The following is a 14,711-nucleotide window of genomic DNA, read 5'->3' as shown; positions in this document are numbered from 1 at the left end:
GGCCGCCCCGATGACCCATTCCCGCCGATTCCTGCCCCTCGCCGCCGCCGCGATCGCCGCCGGCAGCTTGGCCCCCCGCCGCGCCGCCGCCTGCGATGCGGAGGCGATGGAGGCGCACCTGACCGCCGCCTGCGACGGCGCGCTGGAGCCGGCACGGCTGGCGCTTCAAGCGGCCCTGGCCCACGCCACCCCGGCCGAGACCATGGCGATGCAGCGCGCGCTGACCATCGCCAATGCCACCTGCACCACCGGCGACCCGGTCGCCGGCGCCCGCATCGCCGCCAACCTGGCGCGCCTCGCGGGGCGGATCGAGGGCCGCGCGGGGGTCGGGGCCGACAGCCTCGACCTGCTGGGCTGAGACCATGGCCCGGATCACACGACGCGGTACGCTCGGCCTGCTGCTGGCCGCTTCCGGCATCGCCCAGGCCCTGGCCCAGCAGGCCGGCGACCTGCGCATCGAAGGGCCCTGGAGCCGCGCCGCCGGCGCCGGCCGTACCGGCGCCGGCTACCTCACCATCCGCAACACCGGCCGCGAGCCGGACCGGCTGGTCTCGGCCCGCGCCGGCATCGCCCGGGCGGTAGAGTTGCACACCCACCTGCATGAGGGCGGCGTGATGCGCATGCGCCCGGTGCCGGCCATCGATGTGCCGGCGGGCGAGACGGTCACGCTCGGCCCGGGCGGCCTGCACCTGATGCTGCTGGAGCTTCGCGCGCCGCTGAACCAGGGTGAGGCGGTGCCGGTGACCCTGGTGTTCGAGCGGGCCGGGGAGGTCGAGGTGCGCCTCGCCGTGCAATCCGCCGGCGCCCGTGGCCCGGCCGCGCCGCATCGGCACTGAGGGAGGCTCCATGGCCAGGCGCATCGACCCCGCCGCCGTCCCGCCCGTGATCGGCTCCGCCTACCCGGCGCCGCACGACCTGCCCTGCCGCACGCGGGAACGGCGGCGGCTGGGTGATGCGGCCGGGTTGACGCAGTTCGGCGTCAACCTGCTGCGCCTGCCGCCCGGCGCCTGGTCCAGCCAGCGCCACTGGCAGCACGCCTCGGACGAGTTCATCCATGTGCTGACCGGGGAGGTCACGCTGGTGACCGACGCCGGGGAGGAAGTGCTGCGCCCCGGGGATTCGGCCGGCTTCAAGGCCGGCGATCCGGATGGCCACTGCCTGCGCAACCACACGGATGCGGAGGCGACGGTGCTGGAGGTCGGCACCCGCCTGCCGGGCGATGGCGCGACCTATTCGGATATCGACATGATGGCAAATCCGGCCGGGAGCCCGGTGCACTACACGACGAAGGACGGCCGAAAGCTGGGCTGATGGCCGGCGGCGCCGGTCCGGTGTAGGGGCTGCGCGTGCCCCTTCTCGCCCTCGCCTTCCTCGCCTTCGTGGGCCTCGGCCTGCCGGACCCGATGCCGGGCAGCCTGTGGCCGGAATTGCGGCCGCACTACCTGGTGCCGAACGCCGGCCTCGGCCTGGTGCTGGCGGCGATGGCCAGCGGCTACGTGGTCGCCGGCATGCTGGCGGGGCGGCTGATCCAGTCCTTCGGCATCGGCAACCTGCTGGTGGCCAGCCTGGCCGCGACCTCCGCCGCCGCGCTCGGGCAGGCGACGGCGCCGCCCTGGGTGGTGTTCGTGGCGCTGGCGGTGCTGGCGGGGCTGGGCGGCGGCGCGGTGGATGCGGCGATGAATGCCTTCGCCGCCGCGCGCTTCCAGCCGCGCCACATGAACTGGCTGCACGGCTTCTGGGGCGTCGGCGCGACCCTCGGGCCGGCGGTCGCGGCGGCACTGCTGGCGGCGGGGCATGGCTGGCAGGCGGGCTACCTGGCGGTGGGGCTGGCGCTCGGCCTGCTGACCATCTGCTTCGGCTTCACCCGCGGCCGCTGGACCGATGGCGCGCCGCCGCCCGATGCGCCGCGCATCAGCATGGCCATGGTGCTGCGCAACCGGCTGGCGCGGCTGCAGGTGCTGATCTTCTTTCTCTATACCGGGCTGGAGGCCGGCGCCGGGCAATGGGCCGCGACCGTGCTGACCGGCGCGCGCGGCGCCACCCCGGCCGAGGGCGCCGCTGCCGCGACCCTGTTCTTCGCGGCGCTGACCGGCGGCCGCATCGGGCTCGGCTTCGTGGTGGACCGCATCGGCGCGGACCGGCTGTTGCGGCTGCTGGCGCCGGTCGCGGTGCTGGCGGCGCTGGCCTTCGGCAGCGGCATGGCGGATTTGCCGGCGCTGGCTCTGCTGGCGGTGGCGCTGGCGCCGATCTACCCGACCCTGATGGCGCGCACGCCGGCACGGCTGGGGGCCTCGGCGGCGGCGCAGGCCGTGGGGCTGCAGGTCTCGGCGGCGACGCTCGGCGTGGCGGTGGTGCCGGCGGGGCTCGGGCTTGCCGCGGATCTCTGGGGCGCGGCGGTGGTGCCCTGGCTGCTGGCGGCGATGGCGGTGGTGGTCGCCTGGCTGATTTTCCGGCTTCCGGTACGCCGATGATCGCGCCTCGGGCCCTGCTCGCGCTGCTGCTGGCGGGGCCCGCGCTCGGCCAGCCGCTGCCTGGACTGGACGGCCAGGCATCCCGGCGACCGGCGCTGGTGGCGGAGGCGCCCTGGTCCAGCCTGGTGCGGGTGCAGTCGGAGGCCGGCGGCCGCTGCACCGGCGTGCTGATCGCGCCGAATCGCGTGCTGACCGCGGCGCATTGCCTGGTGGCGCGGCAGACCCGCCGGATGCTGCAGCCGGGCCGGGTGCATGTGCTGGCCGGCTATCATCGCGGCGAATTCCGCGCCCAGGCGCGCGTCGCCTCGCTGCGGGTGGCGCCGGGCTTCGAGGCGGCGACCTCCGGCCCCTTCGGCGCCGACTGGGCCGTGCTGCGCCTGGCGGCGCCGCTGGCCGGGCCGGTGCTGCCCCTGGCCGGGCTGCCGGCGCGCGGCACGCCGGCTATGCTCGGCGGCTGGCAGCAGGACCGCGCCCACGCGCTGCTGGCGGATACCGCCTGCTCGGTGCTGGCACAGGTGGTGGACGGTGCCGGGCGGTTGCTGCTGCAGCATGGCTGTGCCGGGACCCGTGGCGTCTCCGGCGCGCCCCTGCTGGTGCGCCGGGGCGAGGGCTGGGCGGTGGCCGGCGTCGCCGTTGGCGCCATGCGGGAGGCACGCGGCGGGCTGGCGGTGGCGGTGGCGGGTCTGCCGCTGCTGGATTGATGGCCCGGCGCGAAGCCGGGCGTCACATATCGTTACGATAACGATCTTGACGATGGACAGTTTTATGTCGAACTTTCGGTGGCTCCCGTCCCCTGAAAGGCCTGACCATCCCATGCACCCTGCCCTTCGACCGGCCCTGCTCGCCGCCCTGACGCCCCTGCTCCTGGCCACCCTGGCCGAGCCGGCGCGCGCCCAGGGCGAGCCGCGGGTGTCCGGCTTCTTCAGCCTCGGCGCACTTTCGGCGCCCGATTACGAAGGCGCGGACGACAGCACCATCGGCCCCCTGGTGGCGGCACGGCTGAGCTATGGGTCCACCTATGTCAAACCCCGACGCTTGGCGGCGGCATCGGGTTGCGCGTCAACGTCTCGCCCTGGCCCTCCGCCGAATTCGGACCCGTGGTGGCGCTCCGGCGTGGGCGCTCGGATGCCGACAATGCGCGGGTGAAGCGGCTGGATGAGGTCGACGACGCGGTGGAGGCCGGCGCCTTCCTGCGCCTGCCCTTCCGCGGCGTGCTGACCGCGCGCGACGAAGCGGCGATCGAGCTGCAGGTGCTGCAGGACGCGTCCTCGGCGCATGACGGCACGCTGTTCACCTTCGGTGGCAGCTACCGCTTCAGCCCGGTGGCGCGGCTCGGGGTGGGCCTGGTCGCCGTCGCGACCTATGCCAGCGACGACTACACCGAGACGAATTTCGGCATCGATGCGCGCAATGCTGCCGCCAGCGGCCTGCCGGCCTTCAGCGCCGGTGGTGGCATCAAGGATGTCGCGCTGTCCCTGACGGCGAACTATGAGCTGACCCCGAACTGGGGCCTGGTCGGCGTGCTCGGCTATCGCCGCCTGCTCGGCGACGCGGCGGACAGCCCGATCGTGCGGCGGGAGGGGAACGAGAACCAGTTCAGCTTCGGCCTCGGTATCAGCTACGGCTTCTGAACCGGCTGCCGGGACGCCTGCCGGCGCATTTTCCGGACTGCCCGGCGTGTCCGCCGGACCTGGAAAGGCCTTAACCCGGCTGCACCGCCGCGCTGGCCCGGGTGGTCGCCTGCCAGCCCAGCCGGCGCAGCAGCCAGAGCTGGTAGGCCAGCGAGGCCTCCGGCGAGGGGCACAGCGTCGTCATCAGCGTCGTCGCCGGGCCGGCGCCGATGCGGCGCGTACCGGCCTCCGGTGCGTCGGGTGCCTCCTCCGGCCAGCTGCGGGCGGCGGCGCGCCAGAGGGCTACGACATCGGCCGCGGTCAACGCCGGCAGCACCAGCACGGCACGGCCGCGCAGGGCCGCGCCCGCGCCACGCGCCGCCTCCAGCAGGTCGGGCCGCGGCGTATCGGCCAGAATCTCCCCCAGCGTCGGCACGTTGGGCAGGGCCGGGTCGCGGGCACTTCCGGCGGCATCGAACGCGAACCACGGCACCAGGCCGAGCGCCGCCGCCTGCGCCTCCGCCGTCAGGCCGGACAGCACCAGCGCATCCGCGCCACCGTCGCGGATCGCCGCCTCGGCCTGCGCCCCGGCTAGGTTGAACACCGGCACGGCCGGGCGCCCGGCGAGGTCGAGCGCCAGCAGTGCCGCGGCTTCCGGCGCCGCCGGGCCGGGCAGCGCCAGGCGCAGCGGCGTGGCACTGCGACCGCCCGGGGGCGGACCGTTCGCAGCGGGGCCGGCGAGGATGCAGGGCTGCACGCTGCCGCAGATCGCCGGCCAGTGCCGCGGCTCGAACCGCGCGCGGGGGTCGCCCACCAGCTGCGCCTGGGCCGCGGCACCGGGCATCAGCAGCAGCATCGCGCCGTCACGGACGGTGGAGGAGGCGAAGCGGTTGGCGGCGGTGATGCCATCCGGCCCGCCCAGCACTGCAACGCGCAGCGCCGACGCCTGCACGAGGCCACGCGACAGTGCGCCGGCGGCGCGGCCGGCCAGGCTGGCGACGGCTCCGCCCTCGGGTCCGGGGGCCAGCAGCGTGGCGGCTTCCGGCACCGGCACGGCAGCCTGCGCCGGGCGCAGCGCGCGGCCGAGCGCCGCGCTTGCCAGCAGGCCGGCCAGGACGCGCCGGGTCGGCGTTCCAGGTTGCATCCCTTCGCCCTCCTTCTGCCGCCCGTCCCGACTACTAGCCGGGCGAATGGGGCAGAAACGTGGCGACCGCACCCTCAGTTGTCGTAGGTCACCAGGGATTCGAAGGGCACGTCGATCCGGGACCGGCCGCCGAGGAAGCTGAGTTCCACCAGCGTTGCCGCGCACGGCACCACCGCACCGGCCTGGCGCAGCAGGGAAATGCCGGCCGCCATGGTGCCGCCGGTGGCCAGAAGGTCGTCCAGCACCACCACCCGGCTGCCCTTCGGCACGGCGTCGGCCTGCATCTCGATGCGGTCCGTGCCGTATTCCAGGGCGTAGTTCAGGCCGATGGTCAGGCCCGGCAGCTTGCGCGGCTTGCGCAGCATGACGAAGCCGAGGCCGAGTTCCAGCGCCAGCGGCGCCGCCACCAGGAAGCCGCGGCTCTCGATGCCGGCCAGCACGTCCGGCTTGTGCGGCCGCACCATCTCCGCCATCCGCGCCATGGCGGAACGCCAGGCCGCGCCGTGCCGCAGCAGCGTGGAGATGTCGTAGAACAGGATACCGGGCTTCGGGAAATCCGGGATGCCGCGGATATGGTCCTTGAAATCGATGCCGGGATCGGCCTGAAGCGGCTGTCGCGGCGTGCTGGGTTCGGCCATGCGGTCGGGGGCTCCTGGTGTGCGGCGGACGCTACGCCGGGGCGTGGCCGCGCCGCAACCGCGCGCGCTCGCGCCGGACTGCCAACGGATGGGGCTTGGCGGATGCGCGGGTCCGGGCCACATCGCAGCCATGTCCCGCATCGCAATCGCCCTGGTCGCCGGGCTGCTCGGCTTCACGCTGTATGTCATGGTCGTGGTGGCGCTGGCCGACCATGTGCTCGGGCTGCACTGGCTGGTGCAGGTCGTCTACTTCGCGGCGGCCGGGATCCTCTGGGCCTTCCCGGCCAAGTCGCTGATGTTCTGGGCGGCGCGCAGCGGCTGAGCGCCCGCCGCCCGGCCGCGTCAGAAGACGCGGCTGAAGGTCAGGATGACGCGGTTGTCGCACACCTTGGACCCGCCGAAGCAGTCGGCATCCTGGTCGAGCGAGGTCACCACGCCCGTCAGCGCGCCGGTGAAGCCGGCGAAGATCTCCCGCGAAATGGTGAGCGAGGCGTTGGCGTAGTCCGGGGCGCCGAAGTAGCCGTCCGTGGCGTTCGCGGGGGCGATGTTGCGCTCGATGAACTGGTAGCCGGCACGGGCGGCGAGGGTGAAGCCGAAGTCCAGTGCCATGTCGAAGCCGGCTTCCACATAGTAGCCGGCGCCGGATTCACCGGTGAAGTTCGGCGAGAAGGCGGCGAGGCCCACCAGCTTCACCGGCGCGATCTCGTAGGAGGCGCGCAGTGTGAACTCCAGGAAGTTCAGTTCGTAGCCGCCGGTCGGCGCGTCATAGCCGGGGTAGGTGTAGTAGATGGCGCCGACATCCAGCTTCAGGTCGCCCACGGCAAGGCGGTAGCCGGCCAGCAGGTCGAGTTCCTGGCGGGCATTGGTGCCGGGGAAGGTGACGTTGCTGGCGAAGGCGCCGACATAGACGCCGGAGCTGTGTTCCGCATCGACGGTCAACTGCACCGCGGGGCGGCCACGGGTCTGGCTGAAGCCGCGGAAGACATAGTCGGTGGTGGCGGCGGGCGTGGTGGCGATGGTCAGCCCGGCGCTTTCGATCGTGGTCTGCGCCTGCACTGCACCATTATTGGCCATAATGCCCGCGAATAGTGCTGCTGCGGCGAGCAGAGTGGGTCGGTTCATGGTCATTCCCCAGGCACCGCAGATATTTGCGTGCTTTTTAAGCATTGCACACGATCTCGTTTTGGGAACAGGGCGAGATGGCTCATTATGATTAATTATGCGCAATGATATTGAGGGGTTGACCCGGTCAGAACGAAAAACCCCGCCAGGACCAGGTCCTGACGGGGTTTCCGCGCCGCGGCGATGATGGTCGGAGTGAGAGGATTCGAACCTCCGGCCCCTGCGTCCCGAACACAGTGCTCTACCAGGCTGAGCTACACTCCGGCGAGGCGCGGGGTATAGCGAAGCCCTCGCCGGGGAGCAAGCCGGCCCCGGCACATGCCGCGTCGCCCGCAAGGGCCATCCGCGACATGACCAGGAACGACCCTGGAACGCTCCCGCGGCCCCAGTCGCAAGCGCCGTTCTACCTAGAAGAACGGCCGACCCAAGGCTGACTTGCCGTATCTCTCTCGGCCTGCAACTTGTCCTGTTGCGTCATGCGCCGTCACGCCGCAGGTTGCCGGGGGTTGGTTTCGCGGCTCCGCGGCAACCTTGCCCCAGGGGATCGAACCTTGCGCCAGGCCTTCACCTTCTCCACGCCGGATGCGCGGGACTGCCCGCAGGAAACCTGCCGCGCCCCTGGGGCGGCGTGCGGGGTGTGATGAACGGCTGGCTGCCGATGCTGCTTCTGGCCGGCGCCGCGCTGGGCCTGCTCGGCGCCGGCATCGAACGCTGGGCCGCCGCGCGGGATCGGCGCCGCCTGCCGATGCCGGGCCAGCATGTGCAGGTCGGCGAGACGCTGCTGCATGCCAACCTGCTCGGCCGCCGGCGCGATCCGGCGCAGCCGGTGATCGTCATGGATGGCGGCCTGGTGCGTGGCAGCCTGGCCTGGTCGGAGGTGGTGGCGGCGCTGGGCCCTGGCTGGCTCATCCTGGTCTTCGACCGTGCCGGGCACAACTGGAGCACCCGCGCCGAAGGCCCGCGCACCGCCGGGGCGAATCTCGCCGACCAGCGGGAGATGCTGGCGGGGCTGCACCTGGCACCGCCCTGGCTGCTGGTGGCCCAGGACACCGCCGCCCCCATCGCGCAGATGCACGCGACCCGGCATCCTTCGGAGGTTGCCGGGCTGGTGCTGGTGGACCCCCTGTCCGGCCCGCTGGCAGCTGAGCTGGTCGGCTCGGGATTCGCGCGCTCGCTCCGGTGGAAGGTGCCGGCTGCAAGGACCGGGCTGTGGCGGCTGGCGCGCCACCTGCGGAGACGATTGCCCAGGCCATCGGAGCCCGCCGAGCCGCTATGGCAATCCGCCAAGGACCTGTCGGCCTGCCGCGCCGAACTGGCGAGCCTCGTCCGGGACGTCGCGGCCGCCGAGGCGGCACCGCCGCCGGGGCAGCCCTGCCGGGTTGTCGCCGGCGCGACGCCGGCGGCGGTGGCGCAGACCATCCTGGAGGTCGCCGAACAGATCGGCTCGCCGCAACCTCGGGGCCACCTCCCGACCGGGGCGTAAATCCTGCCGGCCGTGCTATATCTGCCGCATGAAGCGCCTCGCGACCCTGCTCCTCGGGCTGACCCTCGCCGTGCCGGCCTGGATCCCGGCCTGGGCCAATGAAAGCCGGCCCGTGGCATCGCCGCGCGCCACGGCAACGCTGGTGACGGATGCCGCCGCGGTGGCGCCGGGCGAGACCTTCCGGGCCGGGCTGCGGCTGCGGCTGGCGCCGGGATGGCACAGCTACTGGCGCAATGCCGGCGATGCCGGGGCGGCGCCGGAACTGGCGCTGGACCTGCCGCAGGGCGCCACGGCGACGCCGATCGCCTGGCCGGCGCCGGAGCGCATCCCCTACGGCCCGCTGGTCAATTTCGGCTACACCGGGGAGGTGCTGCTGCCGGTTACGGTCGCCGTGCCCGCGACGCTGGCGCCCGGCGATCTGATGACGCTGCGGGCGGAGGCCACCTGGCTGGTCTGCGCCGATGTCTGCATCCCCGAGGAAGGCCGTTTCGAGCTGACGCTGCCGGTGGCCCCGGCGCGTTTCGAGTCACCGGTCGGGGCGCCGCTGTTCGAGGCGCTGGACGCGCGGCTGCCCCGGCCCCTGCCCTGGGCGGCACGCGCCGGAGCCGGGCCGGGCCGCGCGAGCCTGACGCTGGCCGGCACCGGGCTCGATGCGGCCTCGGTGCGGGAGGCGTTCTTCTTCCCGGCGGAACCCGGGCTGCTGGACAACACCGCGCCGCAGCCCCTGACGCTGCGCGACGGCACGCTGAGCCTTGGCCTGACCCTGCTGCCCGACGTGGCGCCCGCCGCCCTGGAGGGCACCCTGGTGCTGCGCGATGGCGGCGGGCAGCAGGCGGCCTTCAATATCTCGGCGGCCGTCGCCGGCCCGGCGGAGGCGCCGGACGGCGCCACCACGACGCTTTGGCAGGCCGTGCTGCTGGCGCTGGCAGGTGGCCTGATCCTCAACCTGATGCCCTGCGTCTTCCCGGTGCTGGCGATGAAGGCGATGGCGCTGGCACGCCTCGGCGGCGCGGGGCGCGGCGAGATCCGGTTGCATGCGGCGGCCTACACCGCCGGGGTGCTGGTCAGCTTCGCCGCCATCGGCGGGCTGCTGGTGGCGCTGCGCGCGGCCGGCGTGGCGGCGGGCTGGGGCTTCCAGTTCACCCAGCCGGCCTTCGTTGCCGGCATGGCATGGCTGGTACTGGCGGTCGGCCTGAACCTTTCGGGCGTCTTTGCATTCGGTCGCACCGTGGGCGCCGGGCAGGCCGTCGCGGGGCGCGGCGGGCCGCTCGGTGCCTTCGCCACCGGCGGGCTGGCGGTGCTGCTGGCGACGCCCTGCACCGCGCCCTTCATGGCGGCGGCGCTGGGTGCCGCGCTGGTGATGCCGCCGGCCGCCACCATGGCGGTGTTCCTGGCGCTGGGTGTGGGGCTGGCGGCGCCCTATGCGCTGCTCGGCCTGGCGCCGGGGCTGGCGCGGGCGCTGCCACGGCCGGGCGCCTGGATGGAACGGCTGCGCCAGGCGCTGGCCTTCCCGATGTATGCGACCGCCGCCTGGCTGATCTGGGTGCTGGCCCTGCAGGCTGGTCCCGATGGCGTGCTGTTCGGCCTGGCCGGGGCGGTCGTGCTGGCGGCGGGGCTCTGGGGCCTCGGGCTGGTGCAGCGCGCCGGTGGCCCGCGCCTGGCCGGCGTGGCGGCGACGGGCCTGGCCGTGCTGGTGGCGCTGGCGCTGCTGCCGCAGCTGGCGACGGCACCGGCCGCCGCGGCCGCCGAGCCGGGCGCGGAGGCCTGGTCCGAGGCGCGCGTCGCCGAACTGCGCGCCGCCGGCCGCCCCGTCTTCGTCAACGCCACCGCCGCCTGGTGCATCACCTGCCAGGTGAACGACCGCGTGGCGCTGCGGGCCGACGCGGTGCAGCGGGCCTTCGCGGACCGCGGCATCGCCTACCTGAAGGCCGACTGGACGCGCGGCGACCCGGCCATCGGCGCCATGCTGCGTGCCCATGGGCGGGATGGCGTGCCGCTGTACCTGTTCTGGGCGCCGGGCGCTGCCGAGCCGGTGGTGCTGCCGCAGATCCTGACCGAGGGGCAGGTCCTCGCGGCGCTAAGCCTGGGTTAAGCCGCCCCGGCGCAGCCTTTGGGGATGCACCGCATCCCGCTCATCCTGCTGCTTTGCGGCCTTGCCACGCCGGCACCGGCCCAGGCGCCTCCTGCCTGCACGCCGGTGCGGGAGGGGACCGTGGCGTGCCTGTCCGGCAAGCTCTGCGCCTGCCGCTTCATCCGCGGCGGCAGCCTGACCGGGCAGCGGGACCGCCACGCCTGGGATTGCGGTATCCTGCGGCCGGCCTGCGGCACCGGGTTGGTGCCACCCAGCCTGGGGCAGAGCCAGCCGATGCCGCCGCCGAGCCTGTTCCTGCAGGTGCCGGATCGGCGGGAGCGCTGAGGCTCAGCGCCGTCCGCGCGCCGGCGGGGCCGCGGGCGAGGCGGGCGGCAGGTCTTCCTCGAGCACCGTCAGCATGACGGAGTAGGACACCTCCCCCTCCTCGTCGTCGCGATGCACGGTGCCGATCACCTCGTCCTGCACCGAGACCTCGACCGAAAGGCCGGGGCGCTGCGGCGCGAGCAGGGTGATGCGGTCCGTGCCGAGGAGGCGGCGCAGATAGGCCTGGACGCGCGCGATGTCGGATGGCTTCATCCGTCTTGAACTCCGATCAGGATCAGTGGCGCCCCTATGCACCGCCCAGGCGGCGAGGTCGAGGCGGCAAGGTCGCGGCGGTGGGGTTCAGCTGGGGCCGGTCATCTTCGCGAAGACCATGCGGTCCCGGTTGTCCTGCATCAGCATGGTGAAGCCGGTGATGCTGTCGAGGCCGAGGCCGATGGGCAGGCCAGTGTCGGGGTCCGGATGGATGTCGCCATAGGCGGCGCCGGTCATTTTCTCCCACTTTCCGGCCGGCTTCTTGACCTCGACATGCACGACCGTGGCCTTCAGCACCAGGCGCACGATCGCCTCCTTCGGCGCGCGCGGCTTGGTCAGGCTGGGATGGCCAGCCAGCATCTGCCAGCCATTCGCCAGCGCCCAGCGAGTCAACTCTTCCTTGTCCATGGCGGCGTGCCCCTCGGCCAGATCGGTGCCCAGGCTATGGGCCACGGGCCTGCCCGATGGCAACCATGACCAATTCCGCAGGACACGGCGATGGCGGGGTTGCGGGGCGGAAGCTTGCTGGGTAGATAGCGCGCCTTGCGCAGGACGGGTGGCCGAGCGGTCGAAGGCGCACGCCTGGAAAGTGTGTAGGCGCGGAAGCGTCTCGTGGGTTCGAATCCCACCCCGTCCGCCAGCACGACTTCTCGCAGCATCCTGAATGATCCTGACTGCGTTGATTTTGAAAGATTTTCCAGGGTTCTACGTCCTTCTCGATCCTGCCAGATCACTCGATATCCCTTGGACGGAGGGGTACCTTTCGGGGTACGCTGAGAATATGGTGGGGTATCGGAGGACCGGGTGCTTAGTGATGCGGCCGTACGGGCAGCCAAGCCGAAACCGCAGCCATACAAACTGACCGACGGCGGTGGCCTCCACCTATTTGTCACCCCGGCTGGCGGCAAGCTTTGGCGGCTGCGCTATCGTATCGACGGCCGCGAGAAGCTCATGTCATTTGGACCTTACCCCGCCGTATCCTTGGCCCAAGCTCGGGAGGAGCGCAGCGCTGCAAAGGCGGTCCTGCGAGCTGGTCTGGATCCCATGGTTCAGAAGAAGGTGCAGGCCAGGTACGCCGCCAGCGGCGTCGACCGCTTTGAAACCATCGCGCGAGACTGGCACTCCCGGCAATCACTGACATGGACTGAAACTCATGCCGCTGATGTTCTCCAAAGCCTAGAGCGTGACGTCTTCCCCCATTTAGGAACTTTCTCAGTTCGCACGATCACGCCTCCAGTGGTGCTTGCGATCGTTCGGGCCATTGAGGGTCGGCCCGCCATTGAGACCGCCCGACGGGTCCGCCAGCGCATGTCGGCCGTGTTCGTCTACGCCATCGCCTCCGGCCTGAGCGAGGCAGACCCAGCGGCCATTGTGAAGGGTGCTATGGCCCCGCTGGTGAAAGGTCGCCAGCCTTCGGTTACCGACTTGGCCGGAGCGCGGGAGGTGCTAGCGCGGGTCGAGGCGACACCAGCCCACCCGACCACCAAGCTTGCCAACCGGCTACTGGCGCTGACGGTGGTCCGGCCCGGCGAGGTTCGCGCAGTGAAATGGGCTGAGTTCGAAGACCTTGAGGGCCCTTCCCCACTGTGGCGAATTCCGGCCGAGCGCATGAAGATGGGGCGAGAGCACTTGGTGCCGCTGAGCCGACAAGCGGTGGAGGTCCTGCTGGCAGCTCGAGAGTTCACCGGCCGCGGCCCGCTAGTCTTTCCAAGCACGAGGCATGCCCACCGGCCGATGTCCGAGAACGCCATTGGCTACTTGCTCAACCGCGCGGGCTACCACGGCCGCCACGTGCCGCATGGATGGCGGGCCACATTCTCGACCATCATGAACGAGCAGCACCGCGCCGACCGCCAAGTCATCGACCTGATGCTCGCGCACGCTCCCGACGACAAAACAGAGAGCGCATACAACCGGGCCCAGCATCTGAACCGGCGGCGCGAACTAACCCAGATCTGGGCGGACCTTATCCTTGAGGACTGCCTCGAGCTGACGACAGTCTGTGGAGGCTCTCGGCGTTAAGTATTGCAGTAAGCCTGTAACCGGCATAGCGGACGCAGCACGATTCTAACGGCTCCTGGGAAAGCAGCCAAGCACCGACGTTTGGGTGAACACGACCGCAAATTGGTAAATCGAGCTGCCCTTCAAGCTAACTTCCAGGGGTCGTGCATGCGCTACAATATCTGCCGCGCCTTCGAAAAAACGCTAGATGACAAGCGTTCTGACTATCGTCGAGCATTTTACCTTTTCGAAGTGTGTTGTGCAATTTACCTCTCGAACCGCTCCGACGTCGCTCCGACCGATAAGGAGACCAATGCAATAATATACAATATAAAGCCGAAAATGCTGCGATCTGCAAGAGTAGCTGCGGCATCCGCGCTCATGCGCGCCATTGAGACCGATATGATCGAAAAGGAACCCGGAGTCCTTCCAAGACAACGTATGCTCATGCGTAATCCCGACTACCGATGGCTTCATGAATCAATATTTCAGAAGAATGACGGTTGGAAGCGGGTATTTGAACTCGGTGACTTCTTAACTGCACTGCAAGAGGCACGATGGGAAGGGCAGAATATAGGGCGCCTCATCGAGTTCTCAGTTCGGTTCGAAAAAAATTCAATTTGCGGGAACATGAAGGGCGGCATTACGTCAGCTCTGACGCTCGCCCCTGAAATATCCAACTTCAATCTGAGTCATTCAACTACAGTTCTAAGGGAGTTCTGGACGCGTCGAGGACATGCAGCTATCTGGTTTTATCTAAACACGATACAAAAAATCAGAATGCGGCCACCGCTTCCGACGGCGCCCAGTTTCCGAACCATCCTCTTTCAGCGACTGGAAGATGGCACCGCCCAGCTTGCGCTTTCGCACTATAACTGCGTGCAAAATCGCTTGAGTTCACGTGATTATAACTTCCCAATGCTTATCTGCAACGCGAATATTCCCGAATCGAGTATATCGTTTGAACCAATCCCTGACAGGTGGCTTCAAGAGGTTCAGCCAAAGACAGCGATTTAGAGAAAATTAGATAGCAGTTTAAGGGCGATCATCATCCGATGCATTGCTTGTCCACAGGCGTCTGATCCATGCCGCTCGACCATAGAAAAGGTTTCTAAATTAATTCTGGCGTCGCGAACGATTACGCCTAGCAAGCGTCGGACGTGACGCCTCAGAACAATTCCAAGAAAAGCAAGTAAACATTTGGCGAGGGTAGTTCGGCTACTCCCGGCTTAGTAGCCTGTTTCCGGTCATGAAACATCGCAGGCATCACGAAGCGGATGCACGCAATGCCCTCCCTACCCTCCTCAAGGTCAGCAGTTCAGCGCTCCTGTCTAGATACGAGAGAACAGCGTTGCGCCACCACTGGGCCTGCACCCGTACCGGACGTCAGATGGGCATCGGCTGAGCAGCTTCTGACCTCTCGCGAACTCGCTGAGCGCTGGCGCATCTCACAGAAGACGCTGGCCAATCAGCGTTGGCTCCGGGTGGGATGTCCTTTCATAAGGCTTGGCCGTGTCGTCCGATACCGCCTCTCCGACGTCGTGGCCATGGAGAGGGCAAGCTCATGAGCGCAG

17 protein-coding genes and 2 tRNA genes are annotated in these 14,711 nt (G+C 70.1%); 13 read left to right on the top strand and 6 right to left on the bottom strand.

The window, feature by feature from the left end:
- The first annotated feature begins 10 nt into the window (after nt 1-10).
- The 6 genes from ACFHPP_RS03815 (at nt 11) to ACFHPP_RS03790 (ending at nt 4,102) form a co-directional block, all read left to right on the top strand.
- Nucleotides 11-358, top strand: coding sequence for a hypothetical protein (locus ACFHPP_RS03815; protein ID WP_437161930.1), 348 nt, complete (start codon nt 11-13; stop codon nt 356-358).
- 4 nt (nt 359-362) lie between these two features.
- Entirely contained in the window at nt 363-836 is a 474-nt protein-coding gene (locus ACFHPP_RS03810; RefSeq protein ID WP_437161929.1) for a copper chaperone PCu(A)C, read from the top strand.
- 10 nt (nt 837-846) lie between these two features.
- Nucleotides 847-1,311 carry a cupin domain-containing protein gene (locus tag ACFHPP_RS03805; RefSeq protein WP_437161928.1) on the top strand — a complete coding sequence of 155 codons (465 nt, stop codon included), beginning with the start codon at nt 847-849 and terminating at the stop codon, nt 1,309-1,311.
- A 35-nt stretch (nt 1,312-1,346) separates the two neighbouring features.
- Complete coding sequence (locus tag ACFHPP_RS03800; protein WP_437161927.1) at nt 1,347-2,471, top strand: MFS transporter; 1,125 nt, start codon at nt 1,347-1,349, stop codon at nt 2,469-2,471.
- Nucleotides 2,468-3,172, top strand: a complete 705-nt coding sequence (locus tag ACFHPP_RS03795) for a trypsin-like serine peptidase (protein WP_437161926.1) — start codon at nt 2,468-2,470, stop codon at nt 3,170-3,172. The genes ACFHPP_RS03800 and ACFHPP_RS03795 overlap by 4 nt, the downstream gene beginning before the upstream one ends.
- 351 nt (nt 3,173-3,523) lie before the next feature.
- Nucleotides 3,524-4,102 carry a MipA/OmpV family protein gene (locus ACFHPP_RS03790; RefSeq protein ID WP_437161925.1) on the top strand — a complete coding sequence of 193 codons (579 nt, stop codon included), beginning with the start codon at nt 3,524-3,526 and terminating at the stop codon, nt 4,100-4,102.
- 70 nt (nt 4,103-4,172) lie between these two features.
- On the opposite strand, the gene ACFHPP_RS03785 is transcribed toward ACFHPP_RS03790, so the two are convergent.
- Entirely contained in the window at nt 4,173-5,225 is a 1,053-nt protein-coding gene (locus ACFHPP_RS03785) for a hypothetical protein (RefSeq protein ID WP_437161924.1), read from the bottom strand.
- A 74-nt stretch (nt 5,226-5,299) separates the two neighbouring features.
- On the bottom strand, nt 5,300-5,815 hold the full coding sequence (locus tag ACFHPP_RS03780; RefSeq protein ID WP_437162087.1) for an adenine phosphoribosyltransferase: 516 nt from the start codon (nt 5,813-5,815) through the stop codon (nt 5,300-5,302).
- Nucleotides 5,816-5,993: 178 nt separating this feature from the next.
- On the opposite strand from ACFHPP_RS03780, the gene ACFHPP_RS03775 reads away from it, so the two are divergent.
- The gene (locus ACFHPP_RS03775) at nt 5,994-6,185 is read left to right on the top strand and encodes a DUF2842 domain-containing protein (RefSeq protein WP_437161923.1); all 192 of its coding nucleotides are present in this window, start codon (nt 5,994-5,996) and stop codon (nt 6,183-6,185) included.
- 20 nt (nt 6,186-6,205) lie between these two features.
- Here the strand turns inward: ACFHPP_RS03775 and ACFHPP_RS03770 are convergent, their stop codons facing one another.
- Both ACFHPP_RS03770 and ACFHPP_RS03765 read right to left on the bottom strand, forming a co-directional pair.
- Entirely contained in the window at nt 6,206-6,985 is a 780-nt protein-coding gene (locus tag ACFHPP_RS03770; RefSeq protein ID WP_437161922.1) for a TorF family putative porin, read from the bottom strand.
- A gap of 187 nt (nt 6,986-7,172) precedes the next feature.
- A tRNA-Pro gene (locus ACFHPP_RS03765) sits at nt 7,173-7,249 on the bottom strand.
- Nucleotides 7,250-7,625: 376 nt separating this feature from the next.
- Here ACFHPP_RS03765 and ACFHPP_RS03760 point away from each other — a divergent pair.
- The 3 genes from ACFHPP_RS03760 to ACFHPP_RS03750 are packed head-to-tail and all read left to right on the top strand — an operon-like array spanning nt 7,626 to nt 10,884.
- The gene (locus tag ACFHPP_RS03760; protein ID WP_437161921.1) at nt 7,626-8,468 is read left to right on the top strand and encodes an alpha/beta fold hydrolase; all 843 of its coding nucleotides are present in this window, start codon (nt 7,626-7,628) and stop codon (nt 8,466-8,468) included.
- 28 nt (nt 8,469-8,496) lie between these two features.
- On the top strand, nt 8,497-10,560 hold the full coding sequence (locus tag ACFHPP_RS03755; RefSeq protein WP_437161920.1) for a protein-disulfide reductase DsbD family protein: 2,064 nt from the start codon (nt 8,497-8,499) through the stop codon (nt 10,558-10,560).
- Between the two features lie 24 nt (nt 10,561-10,584).
- Nucleotides 10,585-10,884 carry a hypothetical protein gene (locus ACFHPP_RS03750; RefSeq protein ID WP_437161919.1) on the top strand — a complete coding sequence of 100 codons (300 nt, stop codon included), beginning with the start codon at nt 10,585-10,587 and terminating at the stop codon, nt 10,882-10,884.
- Between the two features lie 3 nt (nt 10,885-10,887).
- Here the strand turns inward: ACFHPP_RS03750 and ACFHPP_RS03745 are convergent, their stop codons facing one another.
- A complete protein-coding gene (locus ACFHPP_RS03745; RefSeq protein ID WP_437161918.1) occupies nt 10,888-11,136 on the bottom strand; it encodes a DUF3126 family protein in 249 nt (82 codons plus the stop codon).
- An 87-nt stretch (nt 11,137-11,223) separates the two neighbouring features.
- Nucleotides 11,224-11,589, bottom strand: a complete 366-nt coding sequence (locus ACFHPP_RS03740; RefSeq protein WP_437161917.1) for a hypothetical protein — start codon at nt 11,587-11,589, stop codon at nt 11,224-11,226.
- A gap of 97 nt (nt 11,590-11,686) precedes the next feature.
- Here ACFHPP_RS03740 and ACFHPP_RS03735 point away from each other — a divergent pair.
- From ACFHPP_RS03735 to ACFHPP_RS03725, 3 genes are all read left to right on the top strand, one after another.
- Nucleotides 11,687-11,776 (top strand) — tRNA-Ser (locus ACFHPP_RS03735).
- A gap of 164 nt (nt 11,777-11,940) precedes the next feature.
- The gene (locus tag ACFHPP_RS03730; protein ID WP_437161916.1) at nt 11,941-13,158 is read left to right on the top strand and encodes a tyrosine-type recombinase/integrase; all 1,218 of its coding nucleotides are present in this window, start codon (nt 11,941-11,943) and stop codon (nt 13,156-13,158) included.
- Nucleotides 13,159-13,305: 147 nt separating this feature from the next.
- Nucleotides 13,306-14,154: a hypothetical protein gene (locus tag ACFHPP_RS03725; RefSeq protein WP_437161915.1), complete on the top strand. Its 849-nt coding sequence runs from the start codon at nt 13,306-13,308 to the stop codon at nt 14,152-14,154.
- Nucleotides 14,155-14,711 lie beyond the last annotated feature (557 nt).

Source organism: Falsiroseomonas sp. E2-1-a20 (genome assembly GCF_051433195.1).
GTDB lineage: Bacteria > Pseudomonadota > Alphaproteobacteria > Acetobacterales > Acetobacteraceae > Falsiroseomonas.
This window is presented reverse-complemented; position numbering and strand designations above follow the sequence as displayed.

Bases quoted from the DNA above. Each gene is read 5' to 3' on its own strand.
- ACFHPP_RS03815 (WP_437161930.1), top strand. From the start codon at position 11: ATGACCCATTCCCGCCGATTCCTGCCCCTCGCCGCCGCCGCGATCGCC.
- ACFHPP_RS03810 (WP_437161929.1), top strand. From the start codon at position 363: ATGGCCCGGATCACACGACGCGGTACGCTCGGCCTGCTGCTGGCCGCT.
- ACFHPP_RS03805 (WP_437161928.1), top strand. From the start codon at position 847: ATGGCCAGGCGCATCGACCCCGCCGCCGTCCCGCCCGTGATCGGCTCC.
- ACFHPP_RS03795 (WP_437161926.1), top strand. From the start codon at position 2,468: ATGATCGCGCCTCGGGCCCTGCTCGCGCTGCTGCTGGCGGGGCCCGCG.
- ACFHPP_RS03785 (WP_437161924.1), bottom strand. From the start codon at position 5,225: ATGCAACCTGGAACGCCGACCCGGCGCGTCCTGGCCGGCCTGCTGGCA.
- ACFHPP_RS03775 (WP_437161923.1), top strand. From the start codon at position 5,994: ATGTCCCGCATCGCAATCGCCCTGGTCGCCGGGCTGCTCGGCTTCACG.
- ACFHPP_RS03770 (WP_437161922.1), bottom strand. From the start codon at position 6,985: ATGAACCGACCCACTCTGCTCGCCGCAGCAGCACTATTCGCGGGCATT.
- ACFHPP_RS03760 (WP_437161921.1), top strand. From the start codon at position 7,626: ATGAACGGCTGGCTGCCGATGCTGCTTCTGGCCGGCGCCGCGCTGGGC.
- ACFHPP_RS03755 (WP_437161920.1), top strand. From the start codon at position 8,497: ATGAAGCGCCTCGCGACCCTGCTCCTCGGGCTGACCCTCGCCGTGCCG.
- ACFHPP_RS03750 (WP_437161919.1), top strand. From the start codon at position 10,585: ATGCACCGCATCCCGCTCATCCTGCTGCTTTGCGGCCTTGCCACGCCG.
- ACFHPP_RS03745 (WP_437161918.1), bottom strand. From the start codon at position 11,136: ATGAAGCCATCCGACATCGCGCGCGTCCAGGCCTATCTGCGCCGCCTC.
- ACFHPP_RS03725 (WP_437161915.1), top strand. From the start codon at position 13,306: ATGCGCTACAATATCTGCCGCGCCTTCGAAAAAACGCTAGATGACAAG.